Genomic DNA, 15,599 nt, shown 5'->3' with positions numbered 1-15,599 from the left:
ACCGTTTGGCCCCATAATGGCATGCACTTCGCCCGCATTGACCGTTAAATTGATACCACGCAAAATTTCTTTGCCATCAATTTTTGCGTGTAGATTTTTGATTTCCAACATTTTCATAATTGTTCTCTATTCATTTTTATTTGGTTGAGCGGCCTGACCCGCTTAACACGTGTTTGTTAGGTGAATGTTGTTTAACCAACTGAGCCTTCTAATGACAAGCCCAGCAGGTTCTGTGCTTCAACCGCAAATTCCATTGGTAATTCACGAATAACCTGTTTGCAGAAACCATTCACAATCATCGATACGGCATCTTCCACATCCAAGCCGCGCTGTTTGCAATAGAACAGCTGGTCTTCACTGATTTTCGAAGTAGAGGCTTCATGCTCAACCTGGGCAGTGGGGTTTTTTACTTCAATGTACGGGAAGGTATGCGCCGCACATTTATCGCCCATCAACAGCGAATCACATTCAGTGTAGTTACGTGCATTTTCCGCATTGGGTCCGATACGCACCAAACCGCGATAAGCATTCGATGAACGCCCGGCTGAAATACCTTTGGAAATAATGGTCGAGCTGGTGTTTTTACCAAGATGAATCATCTTGGTACCAGTATCGGCCTGTTGCATATTGTTGGTGACAGCGACCGAATAAAATTCACCAATAGAATTATCACCTTGCAATACCACACTGGGATATTTCCAAGTAATAGCTGAACCGGTTTCAACTTGCGTCCAGGAGACTTTTGAGCTTACACCACGGCAGGCAGCGCGCTTGGTGACAAAGTTATAGATACCACCTTTACCATTCTCATCACCGGGATACCAGTTTTGCACGGTGGAGTATTTGATTTCCGCACGATCCATGGCCACCAATTCGACCACCGCCGCATGCAGCTGATTTTCATCACGCATTGGGGCGGTACAGCCTTCCAGATAACTCACATAGGAGTCATCATCAGCAATAATCAAAGTGCGCTCAAACTGTCCGGTATTCGCCGCATTGATACGGAAATATGTTGATAATTCCATCGGACAACGTACGCCTTTTGGAATATAAACAAATGACCCATCAGTAAATACCGCGGAGTTCAAAGCTGCGTAGTAATTATCTTTCTGAGGAACCACACTGCCCAGATATTTTTTAATCAGTTCCGGGTGCTCATGAATGGCTTCAGAAATAGGCATAAACAAGATGCCTTGCTCAGCCAACTTGTCTTTAAAGGTATTTGAAACCGATACACTGTCAAAAACCGCATCGACTGCAACACCAGCTAAACGAGCCCGTTCATCCAAAGGCACACCGAGTTTTTCATAGGTACGCAATAACTCCGGATCGACTTCATCCAGACTTTTCGGTCCATCGGTTTTTTTCTTCGGAGCAGAATAATAGCTGACAGCCTGATAATCGATTTCCGGATAATGCACATGGGCCCACTCTGGGGTATCCATCGTTAACCAGTGGCGATAGGCTTTCAAACGCCATTCCAGCATAAACTCAGGCTCGCCTTTGATCTTTGAGATCTGGCGCACCACGTCTTCATTCAGACCGGGTGGCAGGCTGTCTGATTCGATATCAGTATAAAAGCCAGCTTTGTATTCTTTCTGCGTTATAGCTTCAAGTTGTTGTGTTTGATCATTCATGTTGATCACCATCCTGTAAAATAACTGCTTTTGCCCTGAAGTTGGGCGGATAAAATTGAACTGGTCGCGGGGCTGATAAAGAAGGTGTCAGCATGTCGGCTAACTTGACCTCATCTAATGCATGGAATACGGCATTGTTGATTTGATTCCAGTTTGTCTGCACTGAGCAATGTGTTTCTTGATCGCAATGTGATGTGTTACTGACACATTCCGTTAACGCAATCGGCCCTTCAATTGCCGTGATGATTTGGGCGACAGAGATATTTACCGGATCACCACTTAACGTATAACCACCCTGCACGCCGCGCTCTGAAGTCAACAGACCACTTGCGGATAACATTTTCAATATTTTACGTACCGTTGGCAGCGGCATGTGCACCGCATCTGATAACATATGCGCGCTGTGCTGCTTGCTGCGGTGTTCGGCAATGTAGCTCATCAGCACAATGCCATAATCTGTCAGTTTGCTCATGCGTAACATGTCACGCCCTCCTAATTGATACCATTATAGTATCAATTAACCGAATAACCAAGTGTATTAGTCGGCTATTCAGTCTGAAAGCAGTAGAAAAATATGAGACAATCGCGGAGCGAACTTCGCGGCTGATAAGATTACTAAACAACGCCAGCCTATATTTTAATTAAATTTTGAGAGTCATAAGACATGAAACTGAAATATCTCGCCTTCCTTCCCGTTTTATTTGGAGCTAATGTAATGGCAGAAAACGCCACCCTTGATACAGAACAACAGAAACTCAGCTATATCTTCGGCATACAAGTCGGTCAACAAATGATGATGGAAGGCGTTGAGCTGGAAATGGATGCATTCAGTGCAGGTGTGGCAGATATGATGGCTGGTCGTCAACCACAGATGGATCAGGCAACAGCCCAAGAAATCATCGGTAAATACCAACAGAAAAAATCACAAGAACTCGCTGCGCTGATGAACAAAAAGCAGGCAGAGTCTAAAGCCTATATGGCAGAAAATGCTAAAAAAGACGGTGTTGTAACGACTGAAAGCGGTCTGCAATACGAAATCATCGAAGCCGGTGATGGCGCTACGCCAACAGCAACTGACCGTGTTATCGCGCATTATGAAGGCAGTTTGATTGACGGTACTGTTTTTGACAGCTCGATTCAACGCGGTGAACCAGCAACCTTCCCAGTAAATGGTGTTATTCAAGGTTGGCAGGAAGTGCTGAAGATGATGAAAGAAGGCGCTAAATGGCGTGTCGTTATTCCAGGTAACCTGGCTTATGGCCCACAAGGTGCCGGTGAAATGATTGGACCAAACGAAACTTTGATTTTTGATATTGAACTGATTGCGATCACTCAGTAACAAGTATAAAAAATCACCTGAAGCCGCCTTCGGGCGGCTTTTTTATGCTTGTAATAACTGTTTATAAAACAGCCAGTCAAAATGCGGGCCGGGATCAGTTTTCCGACCCGGAGCGATATGTTCATGGCCAGTAATTCGAGCTTCCGACAATAATGGATATGTCGATAATAAAGCTTTGCTTGCCATTGCTAACTGTGAATACTGGGCTTCAGTAAATGCCGTTTCGTCATCCCCTTCTAATTCAATACCGATGGTAAAGTCATTACAACGTTCACGCCCTTCCCAACAGGAAACCCCGGCGTGCCATGCGCGTTTATGAAACGGGACAAACTGTTGAATTTTTCCATCACGCCGAATCAATAAATGTGCTGACACTTTCAGCTGAGCAATCTCGGCAAAATACGGATGCGCATTCGGATCTAGCCGATTTAGGAATAAATCTGCAATCCAACCGCCACCAAATTGACCTGGCGGTAAACTGATATTGTGGATCACAATACCGCTGATATCGTTCTCATCTAGACGATCATCATAATTTGGCGAGGGTAAAATCTCTGCCGCATCCAACCATCCGCTCTGCCTGTCGATAATCACTTTTTACTCCAACATGGGTTTGAGAATAGATTATCAGAGCTTTAACAGTTACCCTATCGACTGTTGAAATCGAACATCAAAGACTATGACCATTCAGAACTTTATCCCCGCCAATTTTATTGCTTCACAAGTCAAACTTTCATTACTCGAGGATATCGGGCAGCAGGATCTTACTGCGGATTTAATTCCAGCTGACGCTATTGCTAAAGCGACGTTGATGAGTCGCCAGAATGCCGTTTTATCTGGTAAAGATTGGTTTAATGAAGTATTCCATCAGCTGGATCCCGCTATCCAAATCAACTGGTTTTTTGATGATGCCGATCTGCTCACAGAAAATGCGCTGATATGCGAGCTTTCAGGCAATGCCAGAGCTTTACTCAGCGGTGAACGTACCGCCATGAATTTTTTACAAACCTTTTCCGGTACCGCAACCCAAACCAAACGTTACGCCGATATCATCAAAGACCTGCCGGTTAAACTGTTGGACACCCGTAAAACCTTGCCCGGTTTACGACTTGGGCAAAAATATGCCGTACGTTGCGGTGGTGGAGTTAATCATCGTTTTGGTTTATACGATGCAATATTAATCAAAGAAAATCATATCCTTGCAGCAGGATCGATTGCCGCAGCTGTGGCCCAGGCTAAAGCTTTGCATCCGCAGGTCTCGATTGAAGTTGAAGTCGAATCCATGAGCGAGCTTGAGCAGGCACTGAATACTGCAGCTGATATCATATTACTGGATAATTTTTCTCTGGAAATGCTACGTGAAGCAGTCAGTTTTACTAACGGCAAAGCAGCTTTAGAAGCTTCAGGTGGGGTAAATATGGACACCATTCGTGATATTGCCGAGACCGGTGTTGACAGAATTTCCGTCGGACAATTAACCAAGGATTTACAGGCTGTGGATCTATCAATGCGCTTTATTGATTAACAAAAAAGTAAGGCCGCATATAGCGGCCTTACGTTATCTGAATGATCAGAATTAAAGGGTAATTTTAAAACCAATCCAGCCAGCTCTTGGCGCTCCGGCACCAACAAAGCGTGGATCTTCATAATCCAGTCCGGGCGCTTCATCCGGTTCACCATATAAACCAAAGTTTTCGTACTCACTGTCAAACAGGTTGTCGACTTTGGCAAAGAACTGAACATTTTTGTTCAACTTGTAACGGCCGTGCAGATTAACCAATCCGTAACCGCTGATTTTCTTGTCTTCGTTTGCTTCATCACCACGGTAGTACTGGCTTGAGTGATATGAGGCTGTAGCGCCGACAGATAATTTGGGGGTAAAGGCATAATCAACACCAATCTTAATATTATGCTCAGGTATGCCCGGCAGACGATCGCCTTTTTTCACTTCAAAAGTTTCTACTTCATCGTCGACTTCACGAGCATAGAGGAAAGAATCTTCGAAGGTGGCACGGACATAAGAATAGTTGGCAAACCACAGCAATTTATCCTGCTGACCATTAACACCTAATTCCAGACCGGCACGAGCTGTTTTGTCGATATTGTCAAAGTTGCCCAATGTTAAACGTGGATCATTTACTTCATCTTCAACATCCGGGAAGAAGAACAAATCATCCTTCAACTGGGTATAAAACACACCAGCATTCCAGTTCATATTGCCATTTTGACCACGTAATCCTGTTTCAATGGTTCTGGCAACAACATCATCCAACGGTGGATCAGCCAAAAACGCATTTGGATAGGAACATGGGCTACTTTCTTCGGAACAAGTCAGCTCTGATGGTGTTGGAGCACGGTTTGATTCGCTATAGTTACCATAAACAGTCAGGTTATCGCGCAAGGCATACGTTAAACCCGCGGTCGGATTAAAGCGTTTGAATACGTGTTTGTTACCGCTTTCATTCAAATCCTGCTCACCACCTTCACTGGTTCCGGAAATATCAATCTGAATCCAGTTATAACGTCCACCAAAAGTCAAATCAAGACGTTCAGTTAACGAATGGGTGTTGGTAAAGAACAGACTGAAAGTATCAGTATTAATTTTGCCATCCACAATGGTTTCATCAACGATAACGCCTGTACCACTGGTTCCACGGCTATCGGTGAATTGGGCGATTTCAGACTGTGAAGAGTGCTTAACATCAGAACGATCATAAGACGCACCAACAATCAGTTGATTGTCACGACCGAACACATTATCCAGAAAAGTAGACTGCAAACCGAAGCCATAACTATCTTGTTTGGTTTTGCTGGTATTGTTTAATGCAACAAAATCATCATCGGCAAAGCCATATGCTGCAGCATTGTCAATAAAGATCTCATCAAGAACACCAGGATTATCATCGTCTTCTTCACCGACTTGATTACCGATAACGCTCAGCTCGGAACCATCGCCATTAAATGTGCTGCGATCACTACGACGATAATAGGTATTGGCTGACAACATCATCTTGTCATTCACCCAATGCGAGCCATTCAGAGTAAACATACGCAATTCGTTTTGCGTATTGTCAGGATGGGTAAATACCGCCTTACGATCATCTGCGACTAACTCAATCGGCGAAGCGCCGTTACCATTCAGATCACTATCAACCGCTGTAATACCAAAATCCAGGCTGCTGGTTTCATTCCGATAGCTTAGGTTAGAAAAGAACTGCTCAACTCTGGAAGGTGAAAAATCCCGCCAGCCGTCTTCTTTGGTAATAGAACCGGTTACAAAATAAGCAAAGTTGCCATCGCTGCCACCACTTTCGATAGTGCCGGAATCACGGCCAAAAGAGCCAGTGTAGGCTTCCAGACTATGACCTGGATGAGTAAAGCCATTTTTGGTTTGGATCGATAAGGCACCGCCCAAAGTGTTCAAACCAAATAATGGATTTGAACCTGACATCATGTTCATGCTGGCAATTGCAGATTTAGGCAACAACTCAAAATTGACTGCATCGCCAAAAGGCTCATTGATCCGCACGCCATCCTGATAAACCGAAATACCCTGCGCGTTACCCACTAATGGAGAAGCAGTAAAACCGCGGAATTTCAAATCAGGTTGGAAAGGATTGTTTTGCGCATTATTTACACTCACGCTGCCCATCGTCTGATTCATAAAATCAGAGATATCCAGCGCTTGACTCCGCTCAATTTCTTCAGCAGTAGCCGTTTGAACATTGCTTGGAATTTTATCTGCCTCCAGCCCCACACCATGTAATGGTGTGAGACTGATGACTTCGATGTTTTCAAGTTGCAGATCCGGTTCAGCAGCTAAACTGAGACCGGGGCTTAAAGCCGTTGCTAATAACGCAGGCAGGACACCGCGTCGAAATGGAATCGCCATCTTTAATCTCCCAGATTAATAATTTGTATTATTTTTTATAGAGCTTTCTATGAAGCCTGGGGCGATGCTAGCATGGCGTTTCATACATAGAATTAGGAAATTTTCCTAAAACACACAGGGAAGATTAACCCGTTGATTTTATTGTTAAAACCAAGCAAGTTTATTATGTAACTCTACAACTTCGCCAATGATTAGTAGCGTAGGTGCGACAGGTTGTTGTTTTTTTGCCAACTCGGGCAGATCCGCAATGGTACTGACCCATACCTTTTGATTCTCAGTGGTTCCCTGTTGAACCAAGGCCGCTGGCATATCCGCTCTCATACCGTGTTGTTGCAGTTGTTGGCTAAGAATATCCAGTCCAGCCAAGCCCATATACACCACGACTGTTTGGCGTGGCTGGACTAATGCCTGCCAGTTCAAATCCAGTTCACCTTCCTTTAATTGGCCGGTGACAAACACACAACTTTGTGAATAATCACGATGTGTCAGCGGAATACCAGAGTAGCAAGCGACGCCGGATGCAGCGGTGATGCCGGGGACAACCTGGAAAGGAATTTTCTGTTCGGCCAATGTGGCAATTTCCTCACCACCGCGACCGAATATAAATGGATCACCACCTTTTAAACGTAATACCCGTTTACCGGCCTGAGCATGTTGCAGCAATAACAGGTTGATTTCATCCTGCCGTTTGCTATGCCATGCCCGTTGTTTGCCGACATAAATCATTTCGGCTTCTTTACGCACTAACGCCAGCACTTCCTTACTGACCAGACGATCGTAAAACACCACATCCGCCTGCTGCATTAAACGTAAGGCTTTAAAGGTCAAGAGATCCGGATCGCCGGGACCGGCACCCACCAGATAAACTTCACCCTGTTGCAGTGCATTGTCTGCCGTATCTTCGATTAAGGTTTCAAGGGTTTTAATGGCGAGTTCATCACGCCCAGCCAATACATGATCGGCTACTGGCCCCTGTAAAACTGATTCCCAGAAACGACGACGTTGTTTCAATTGGCCAAACTTCGCTTTCACCCGATCACGATACTCCCCCACCAGTAAACCTAATTTACTGTAAGCCGGTGGTATCAAGGTCTCGAGCCGTGCACGTAATTGTCTGGCCAGAATGGGTGATTGTCCGCCGCTGGATATTGCTACCACAATAGGTGAACGATCTAAAACTGACGGCAGGATAAAGTCACACATCTCAGGTTGATCGGCCACATTGGCCAGTATTTTTTTGGCCTTGGCGGCCTGATAAACCTCAAGATTCACACTCTCATCATCGGTAGCTGCAATAACCAGCATTTGATCATCAAGATAATTTGGTGAAAATCTGTCGTTAATCCACCGCACCCTGCCCTGATAGTCTGCATCTTCCAATAGTTGACGTGACATCTCGGCAATTTCCGGAGCAATAATGGTGACCGTTGACTGTGCTTTTAATAACAAGCCGGCTTTACGGGCGGCAATTTCGCCACCACCAACTACCAGACAATGACGATTCTTTAAATCAATAAATATAGGTAAATAATCCATCTTACTTCTGTTGTGTTAAGGGTAATTCCACGGCTTGTAAAATATAGCCATCGGATAAATTCTGAATAAGAGCAACCAGTTTCAGTTTGTCCTGTTGCCAGTCAGGCATAAGCCTCACCTGATGTTCGATAAACGTTTCTCCAGAAGTTTCTAGTGCAAACGGACCCAACCATTCCCGCACCAGATTCTGGTGATTAAATGTCTTACCGGCATTATCTCCACCACGCACTTCACTGACCACATCATCTTCAATGATCGCAATATACAGCTTGCTGTATTGGCGGTTTTCTTCGCCGATGACCTGACTGCGGCTGTCGATCATCAACGCATCATCAATCCGATAGGCTGATAAACGAATCTTTGCCTGGGCATCAAATTCATTGAGAAAACTGACTGCTTCATCCAAGTTTTCCCGCCAATTGGGCAACGACTCACCACTCAACACAAATTCCGGTGTGTAGATGGTCTGATATCGGTTCAATAACGCCAGTTGTTTCTGTCTTTCAGAAAACACTGGTTTGGCAAAAGCATCGACCCAGCCTTTCTGATCATTCAGATAATCAATATGAAAACCTAAAACGATAAAATTGAGCTCAGTATTTTTTTGCTGTTGTTGGTATAACCAGCGTTCAGCCGGTGGGCAACTGCCACAGCCTTCTGAGGTGAATAATTCCAGTACTGCGGTATGTTTGGTATCACTAACGGCATGCCAGCGCTCTGCGTGAACTGTTAATGGCAATAAAACCAATGTCAGCCAAAATAGTTTATCTACAGACAGCTTCATATATCAGCCTCCTTCAGATCAACCGGTTTTATTCATTCAGACCCGGTGATACTGTGGAAATTTTTTGCGACATATCCTGAATTTCAACGAGTTCGCGCAGCACAGCCGTGGCATAACTTCCCGGCCCCAGCTCAAACTCTAACAGTAAACTGGTCTGGTTGATAAATTGCCATTTAAAATCTTGAGGAAATAATCGCAGTGCACGACGTTCCTGGCTTAAGCCAAGCTTTTCCAATTGTTGCTGCCAATCCTGCCAATCCGCCAAAACCGATTGCTCCAAGGCTAGCGTCTCGCCCTTACTGATAGCTTCACCTTTACCCCACAGAGGACCGGTAGGATGAATATCCATTTCCTGGATTCGTTGTTCAAGCACATCATCTTTGGTTTCTGCGACAAAATAACTGGCACGGGTTCCAGCCAGTAACATCACATCTCCAGCCAGCATCTGATTCCAGTTACCTTGACTGATGCGTTCAGCCAGCACCAGATTAAACAACCATGAACGTGCTGCTGAAATAATAATACTGCGTTGATTGCGTTTTTTTGGCTCAGTGCCTTCAGTAAACCATTGCTCGGCTTTTTTCAGGTTATTGCCATAATGGCCAAAGCGTTGTTCGGCAAAATAATTTGGCACACCCTGCTTGGCGATTGTTTGCAGATTTTGTTCCCAGATGGCTTGATCACCCGTGATATTGGTTAAGCGCAAACGAAAACGGTTACCAGCCAGCGCGCCGCGTTTGAGTTTTTTACTGTGCCGAACCGCTTTAAGAATTTTGATTTGCTCATTTTCAAACGCCAGCCAGTCAGGTTCCGGCAAGCCTTGTAAATTGACACTGAACCATTGCGAGGTCACGGCATGACGATCTTTCAGCCCGGCATAACCCACTGCAACCGGAGATACGCCAGCAAACCGGGCAATTTCCTGTGCCAGCCAATCGGTATTGGTATCGGTTTTCTGCACGTATAACCACACATGCGAACCTTCGCCTTCCGGTGAAAATGGCAGATGTTCTTCTACTTCAAAATAAACGGCTTTTTCACGTAATTGACCACTGCAAGTTGCTGCATTGTCAGATTGGCGCGGCAATGATATATAATCAAAATGTTTCAAACCGATTCAACCTTTTTAATAAGTGCAACAGCATGGGCGGCAATACCTTCCTTGCGGCCTGCAAATCCAAGTTTCTCGGTGGTGGTGGCTTTGATATTAATTGCGGTCGAATCAATTTGCAGATCACTGGCCAGCAACTCACGCATTTGTGGAATATACGGCGCTAATTTTGGAACCTGTGCCACCACAGTGGCATCCACATTGCCAACCTGCCAACCAGCAGCCACCAAATCATCATAAACCCGACGCAATAACACCCGACTATCGATACCGGCATAAGCCATATCATTATCCGGAAAATGATGGCCGATATCCCACCAGCCAGCCGCGCCAAGCAAGGCATCACATATTGCATGAATCAGCACATCACCATCAGAGTGCGCTTCCAGACCATGAGTATGCGGTATGGTGACTCCGCCGATAACTAAGGAACAATTTTCGGCAAACCGATGCACATCATAGCCATGACCAATTCTCACGCAGCTTCTCCACTTTCCTGTTGCTGTAAAAATAATGCGGCTAATGCCAGATCCTGTGGCAAGGTAATTTTGATATTGTCAGCATGACCGGCAACAATTTTAGGGTTCAAACCCATAAACTCCATTGCGCTGGCTTCATCTGTAACATTGATATTCTCTTGTCTGGCCTGAGTTAATGCCTCAGACAACGCCATTAAGCGGAACATCTGTGGTGTGGAAGCTCGCCATAATCCGCTGCGATCAACGGTAGCTTCGATATGATTATCGCTATCCACACGTTTAACAGTTTCAGTTAACGGCACTCCCAATATGCCACCAACAGGATCATTGACGAGTTGTTGCAACATGGCATCAATATCACTGTGCCTGATGCAAGGACGTGCAGCATCATGTACCAATACCCATGGATTTGTATCTGTCAGGCTCTGTAGAAACTGTAAAGCATTGCTGACCGAATCCGCTCGCTCATTGCCACCCATCGTGGTATATAACGGCCAATCTGCAGGTAAATTCAACGATGGCCAATAAGGATCATTTGCCGATAAGGCAATCACAACACCCTCAATTTGCGGATGACTGACCAGTCGACTCAGGGTATGAAAAATAACCGGACGATTATTCAACAATAAATATTGCTTTGGGCGATCGGCCTGCATCCTGCTGCCGATCCCCGCCGCCGGGACAACTGCCCAGACTTTACCGCTCATTTTCAGGTATATCGATTATATGAAAAAAGGTTTCTTCAGGTTTAACCATACCCAGTTCACTACGAGCCCGTTCTTCAAGCGCATCGAGGCCGCTTTTCAGATCGGCAACCTCGGCAGCTAACACCTGGTTACGCTCTTCTAACTTAGAATTATCAACTCGTTGCTTTTCCACTGTGTGATGCAAACGTAACAAAGCCGGCAAGCCATCATGGCTTAGCCACAATCGATATTGCAGCATCACAAATATAAAGGTCAGTACGATAAGTACTGTTTTCATATAGTGATTATCATCTAGATGGAAATGCCTGCAAACCAGGATAAACCGCTGCGTCACCCAACTCCGCTTCAATACGCAGCAATTGGTTGTATTTAGCAATACGATCAGAACGCGATAATGAGCCGGTTTTGATTTGTCCACATTGTGTGCCAACGGCCAGATCAGCAATGAAGGTATCTTCAGTTTCACCACTACGATGTGAGGCAACTGATTTATAGCCAGCTTCAGCGGCCATATTCATCGCATGCAGCGTTTCACTCAATGTGCCGATTTGATTTAATTTAATCAAAATTGCGTTGGCAACCTTCGCTTCAATACCTTGTTTCAAGATCTTGCTGTTGGTCACAAATAAATCATCTCCGACCAACTGAATACGATCTCCCAAACGTTCGGTCAGCAGTTTCCAACCATCCCAGTCGTTTTCATCCATACCATCTTCAATACTGATGATTGGATATTTGTTGCACCAGCTTTCTAATAAATCAGTCAACTCAGCAGCTGTCAGGCTGCGCTGTTCAGACTCGAGTCGATATGCTCCATCTTTATAAAACTCGGAACTGGCCACATCCAGAGCAATCATCACATCACGACCAGGCTCATATCCGGCATTGGTGATGGCTTGCATAATCAGTTCCATCGCTGCTTCATTTGACGACAGATCAGGAGCAAAACCACCTTCATCGCCAACAGCAGTATTCAAACCCTGAGCCAATAACACCATTTTTAAATGGTGGAAAATTTCGGTGCCGGCGCGTAACGCATCTTTAAAGCTTTTTGCACCGACTGGAACAATCATAAATTCTTGAAAATCCACACTGTTGTCAGCGTGCGAACCACCGTTAATGATATTCATCATCGGTACCGGTAAGGTGACTGCTTTGTCACCACCAAGATAGCGATATAAAGACACACCTTTCTCAGCAGCTGCAGCAACAGCAGTTGCCATCGAAACCGCTAAAATGGCATTCGCACCAAGGCGTTGTTTATTCTCAGTGCCATCGCAGGCGATTAATTTGTCATCCAGAGCAGATTGTTCAAAACAATCCATGCCGATAACGGCAGAGCGTAATTCATTATTGATTGCTTCAACGGCTTTGGTAACGCCTTTACCCAAATAACGTGATTTATCACCATCACGTAATTCGATCGCTTCGCGCGCACCAGTTGAGGCTCCAGAAGGCACAGCTGCTCTGCCTATAGCGCCACTTTCCAGAATAACGTCTGCTTCGACCGTTGGGTTGCCACGAGAATCCAAAATCTCACGACCACGAATATCAATAATTTTGCTCATAATTTTCTCCGATGAATGAGGCGAAGATGCCGGATAAGAATCCTTTTCCGATCTTAAATTATCTATTACAGATAGGCGTCTTCGATAAAGTCTTGTTGTTTAACTGTTTTGTCGATAGCGACCAATGTTTCGAGTAATGCCTGCATTTTAGCTAACGGCCATGAATTTGGGCCATCGCTTAATGCTTTTTCCGGGTCCGGATGGGTTTCCATAAACAGACCGGCAATACCAGCGGCAACGGCAGATCGTGCTAACACAGGTACAAACTGTCTTTGGCCGCCACTTTTACCACCTTGACCGCCAGGTTGTTGTACCGAATGAGTTGCATCAAATACGACTGGGCAGCCCATATGACGCATAGTCGGCAAACCACGCATATCCGAAATCAAGGTGTTATAACCAAATGAGGTGCCGCGTTCACACAACATGATTTGCTGGTTGCCAGTAGATTTGGCTTTATCAGCAACATGCTGCATATCCCACGGTGCCAGGAACTGGCCTTTTTTAATATTGACTGGCAAGCCCTGGCTGGCCACATTAATAATAAAATTCGTCTGCCGACATAAGAATGCCGGTGTTTGTAATACATCGACCACACTGGCAACTTCTGCCAAAGGCGTATCTTCGTGTACATCGGTCAGAATCGGCAGACCAAATTCTTTTTTGACCTTCTCCAGAATCGCCATACCAGCTTCAAGTCCCGGCCCACGATAAGTTGAAGTGGAAGTACGATTGGCTTTATCAAACGAAGATTTATAGATAAACGGGATACCGAGTTTATCGGTCATCTCTTTTAACTGCCCTGCAACATCCATGGTCATCTGTTCACTTTCAATGACACAGGTTCCGGCAATTAAAAATAATGGCTGTTTGCCACCGACTTCATGACCACATAACTGCATTACTGCTGTCCTCGCTTATTGTGATTTGCCATTGCTGCGTTGATAAATCCTTCAAACAGGCGATGGCCATGTCTCGGGGTCGACGTAAATTCCGGATGGAACTGACAGGCGACAAACCACGGATGACCAGGAATTTCAATCATTTCCGCCAGAGAATTATCTTTGGACATACCCGAAAACAGTAAACCGGCTTGTTCCAGTTGTTGTTTGTAATTGTTATTAAATTCATAACGATGACGATGCCGTTCAACGATTTCATCAGCGCCATAAATTTGCTGTGCCAGAGAGCCGGGTTTCAAAACGCATGGATAACCACCCAAACGCATGGTGCCACCCAAATCGGAATCATGATCACGCTGCTCTACGCTGCCATCTTCCTTTTGCCATTCAGTAATTAAACCGATGACGGGATGCGGCGTATTGGCATCAAACTCGGTACTGAATGCATTGGTCAGTCCGGCTTTGTGACGGGCATATTCAATAACCGCAACCTGCATGCCCAGACAAATACCAAGGTACGGAATATTATTTTCACGGGCAAATTGTGCCGTTGAAATCATGCCTTCAACACCACGTTTACCAAATCCGCCCGGCACCAGAATGGCGTCCATATTGGCGATACAGTCTGTGCCGGTTTTTTCGATCATTTCTGAATCGACATAATGCACATTGACTTTGGTGCGAGTATGAATACCGGCATGCACCAGAGATTCTGAAAGTGATTTATAGGCTTCGGTCAGCTCCATGTATTTACCGACCATGGCGATATTCACTTCACCCTGAGGGTTGGACAGGTTTTCATAAACCTGTTGCCATTGACTCAGATCGGCCGGTTTGGCATCCAGTCCCAGTTGTTTCACCACAATGTCATCTAGACCTTGCTTGTGTAATTCCATCGGGATTTTGTAAATGCTGTCGACATCAATACAAGTGATAACCGATTTTTCTGGAACGTTAGTGAATAACGAAATTTTACGCCGTTCGGATTCCGGTAATGGACGATCCATGCGGCAAAGCAACACATCCGGCTGAATACCGATAGTGCGTAATTCTTTTACTGAGTGCTGCGTTGGTTTAGTTTTGATTTCACCGGCAGAAGCGATATATGGAACCAGCGTTAAGTGAATAAACAACGCCCGGTCGCGGCCCAGTTCAGTCGCCATCTGACGAATGGTTTCCAGAAACGGTAAGGACTCGATATCACCGACGGTACCGCCGATTTCAATCAATGCCACATCCGCATCGCCAGCACCTTCAAAGATGCAACGTTTAATTTCATCGGTGATATGCGGAATGACCTGAACGGTGTTACCCAGATACTCACCACGACGTTCTTTACGAATAACATTTTCGTAAATCTGCCCGGTGGTATGGTTATTACGGCTGGTCATATTGGCATCAATAAACCGCTCGTAATGGCCGAGATCCAAATCGGTTTCAGCACCGTCATCCGTTACAAAAACCTCACCATGTTGCAGTGGGCTCATTGTGCCTGGATCAACGTTAATGTAGGGATCAAGTTTAACCATGGTGACTTTGAGGCCACGGGCTTCGAGAATCGCTGCCAGTGAAGCCGCCGCGATTCCCTTACCGAGAGACGACACAACACCACCAGTGACAAATATAAATTTAGTCATATTA

At 45.3% G+C, this 15,599-nt stretch carries 15 protein-coding genes and 1 pseudogene; 2 read left to right on the top strand and 14 right to left on the bottom strand.

The features are described 5' to 3' along the window. The 3 genes and pseudogenes from sufC to Q7V21_RS17455 form a co-directional block, all read right to left on the bottom strand. Nucleotides 1–111: pseudogene (gene sufC, locus Q7V21_RS17465) on the bottom strand (Fe-S cluster assembly ATPase SufC); the annotation flags it as partial. A gap of 80 nt (nucleotides 112–191) precedes the next feature. Continuing rightward, complete coding sequence (sufB, locus tag Q7V21_RS17460) at nucleotides 192–1,640, bottom strand: Fe-S cluster assembly protein SufB (RefSeq protein ID WP_069296995.1); 1,449 nt, start codon at nucleotides 1,638–1,640, stop codon at nucleotides 192–194. Further along, nucleotides 1,633–2,121, bottom strand: a complete 489-nt coding sequence (locus Q7V21_RS17455; protein WP_304918509.1) for an SUF system Fe-S cluster assembly regulator — start codon at nucleotides 2,119–2,121, stop codon at nucleotides 1,633–1,635. Before Q7V21_RS17455 ends, sufB begins: the two co-directional genes overlap by 8 nt. Before the next feature lie 234 nt (nucleotides 2,122–2,355). Here Q7V21_RS17455 and Q7V21_RS17450 point away from each other — a divergent pair, with 234 nt between their 5' ends. Beyond that, nucleotides 2,356–2,979 (top strand): FKBP-type peptidyl-prolyl cis-trans isomerase, encoded by a 624-nt coding sequence (locus tag Q7V21_RS17450; protein WP_304918508.1) that lies wholly within the window; start codon nucleotides 2,356–2,358, stop codon nucleotides 2,977–2,979. 42 nt (nucleotides 2,980–3,021) lie between these two features. On the opposite strand, the gene ampD is transcribed toward Q7V21_RS17450, so the two are convergent. Then, a complete protein-coding gene (gene ampD / locus Q7V21_RS17445; protein ID WP_304918507.1) occupies nucleotides 3,022–3,573 on the bottom strand; it encodes a 1,6-anhydro-N-acetylmuramyl-L-alanine amidase AmpD in 552 nt (183 codons plus the stop codon). Nucleotides 3,574–3,658: 85 nt separating this feature from the next. On the opposite strand from ampD, the gene nadC reads away from it, so the two are divergent. Next, a complete protein-coding gene (nadC, locus tag Q7V21_RS17440; RefSeq protein ID WP_304918506.1) occupies nucleotides 3,659–4,504 on the top strand; it encodes a carboxylating nicotinate-nucleotide diphosphorylase in 846 nt (281 codons plus the stop codon). Between the two features lie 51 nt (nucleotides 4,505–4,555). Here the strand turns inward: nadC and Q7V21_RS17435 are convergent, their stop codons facing one another. The 10 genes from Q7V21_RS17435 to Q7V21_RS17390 all read right to left on the bottom strand — a co-directional run bounded on the left by Q7V21_RS17435 (nucleotide 4,556) and on the right by Q7V21_RS17390 (nucleotide 15,595). Next, a complete protein-coding gene (locus Q7V21_RS17435; protein ID WP_304918505.1) occupies nucleotides 4,556–6,871 on the bottom strand; it encodes a TonB-dependent receptor in 2,316 nt (771 codons plus the stop codon). A gap of 144 nt (nucleotides 6,872–7,015) precedes the next feature. Further along, nucleotides 7,016–8,407, bottom strand: a complete 1,392-nt coding sequence (cysG, locus tag Q7V21_RS17430) for a siroheme synthase CysG (RefSeq protein ID WP_304918504.1) — start codon at nucleotides 8,405–8,407, stop codon at nucleotides 7,016–7,018. A gap of 1 nt (nucleotide 8,408) precedes the next feature. Next, nucleotides 8,409–9,191, bottom strand: a complete 783-nt coding sequence (locus Q7V21_RS17425) for a thioredoxin family protein (RefSeq protein WP_304918503.1) — start codon at nucleotides 9,189–9,191, stop codon at nucleotides 8,409–8,411. A 28-nt stretch (nucleotides 9,192–9,219) separates the two neighbouring features. Continuing rightward, entirely contained in the window at nucleotides 9,220–10,302 is a 1,083-nt protein-coding gene (gene truD, locus Q7V21_RS17420; protein WP_304918502.1) for a tRNA pseudouridine(13) synthase TruD, read from the bottom strand. Next, nucleotides 10,299–10,781: a 2-C-methyl-D-erythritol 2,4-cyclodiphosphate synthase gene (ispF, locus tag Q7V21_RS17415; protein WP_304918501.1), complete on the bottom strand. Its 483-nt coding sequence runs from the start codon at nucleotides 10,779–10,781 to the stop codon at nucleotides 10,299–10,301. The genes truD and ispF overlap by 4 nt, the downstream gene beginning before the upstream one ends. Further along, nucleotides 10,778–11,488, bottom strand: coding sequence for a 2-C-methyl-D-erythritol 4-phosphate cytidylyltransferase (gene ispD / locus Q7V21_RS17410; protein ID WP_304918500.1), 711 nt, complete (start codon nucleotides 11,486–11,488; stop codon nucleotides 10,778–10,780). The genes ispF and ispD overlap by 4 nt, the downstream gene beginning before the upstream one ends. Beyond that, a complete protein-coding gene (gene ftsB / locus Q7V21_RS17405; protein WP_304918499.1) occupies nucleotides 11,478–11,765 on the bottom strand; it encodes a cell division protein FtsB in 288 nt (95 codons plus the stop codon). Before ftsB ends, ispD begins: the two co-directional genes overlap by 11 nt. 10 nt (nucleotides 11,766–11,775) lie before the next feature. Further along, nucleotides 11,776–13,056, bottom strand: coding sequence for a phosphopyruvate hydratase (gene eno, locus Q7V21_RS17400; RefSeq protein ID WP_304918498.1), 1,281 nt, complete (start codon nucleotides 13,054–13,056; stop codon nucleotides 11,776–11,778). Between the two features lie 65 nt (nucleotides 13,057–13,121). Continuing rightward, nucleotides 13,122–13,958 (bottom strand): 3-deoxy-8-phosphooctulonate synthase, encoded by an 837-nt coding sequence (kdsA, locus tag Q7V21_RS17395; RefSeq protein ID WP_069296363.1) that lies wholly within the window; start codon nucleotides 13,956–13,958, stop codon nucleotides 13,122–13,124. After that, a complete protein-coding gene (locus Q7V21_RS17390) occupies nucleotides 13,958–15,595 on the bottom strand; it encodes a CTP synthase (protein WP_304918510.1) in 1,638 nt (545 codons plus the stop codon). The genes kdsA and Q7V21_RS17390 overlap by 1 nt, the downstream gene beginning before the upstream one ends. Nucleotides 15,596–15,599 lie beyond the last annotated feature (4 nt).

It is taken from the genome of Methylophaga sp. (assembly GCF_030651745.1).
This window is presented reverse-complemented; position numbering and strand designations above follow the sequence as displayed.

Excerpts from the sequence above, each read along its gene's own strand:
- ftsB (WP_304918499.1), bottom strand. The coding sequence starts at position 11,765 with ATGAAAACAGTACTTATCGTACTGACCTTTATATTTGTGATGCTGCAA.
- Q7V21_RS17455 (WP_304918509.1), bottom strand. The coding sequence starts at position 2,121 with ATGTTACGCATGAGCAAACTGACAGATTATGGCATTGTGCTGATGAGC.
- eno (WP_304918498.1), bottom strand. The coding sequence starts at position 13,056 with ATGAGCAAAATTATTGATATTCGTGGTCGTGAGATTTTGGATTCTCGT.
- ispD (WP_304918500.1), bottom strand. The coding sequence starts at position 11,488 with ATGAGCGGTAAAGTCTGGGCAGTTGTCCCGGCGGCGGGGATCGGCAGC.
- sufB (WP_069296995.1), bottom strand. The coding sequence starts at position 1,640 with ATGAATGATCAAACACAACAACTTGAAGCTATAACGCAGAAAGAATAC.
- nadC (WP_304918506.1), top strand. The coding sequence starts at position 3,659 with ATGACCATTCAGAACTTTATCCCCGCCAATTTTATTGCTTCACAAGTC.
- Q7V21_RS17435 (WP_304918505.1), bottom strand. The coding sequence starts at position 6,871 with ATGGCGATTCCATTTCGACGCGGTGTCCTGCCTGCGTTATTAGCAACG.
- Q7V21_RS17425 (WP_304918503.1), bottom strand. The coding sequence starts at position 9,191 with ATGAAGCTGTCTGTAGATAAACTATTTTGGCTGACATTGGTTTTATTG.
- Q7V21_RS17390 (WP_304918510.1), bottom strand. The coding sequence starts at position 15,595 with ATGACTAAATTTATATTTGTCACTGGTGGTGTTGTGTCGTCTCTCGGT.
- kdsA (WP_069296363.1), bottom strand. The coding sequence starts at position 13,958 with ATGCAGTTATGTGGTCATGAAGTCGGTGGCAAACAGCCATTATTTTTA.
- Q7V21_RS17450 (WP_304918508.1), top strand. The coding sequence starts at position 2,356 with ATGGCAGAAAACGCCACCCTTGATACAGAACAACAGAAACTCAGCTAT.
- cysG (WP_304918504.1), bottom strand. The coding sequence starts at position 8,407 with ATGGATTATTTACCTATATTTATTGATTTAAAGAATCGTCATTGTCTG.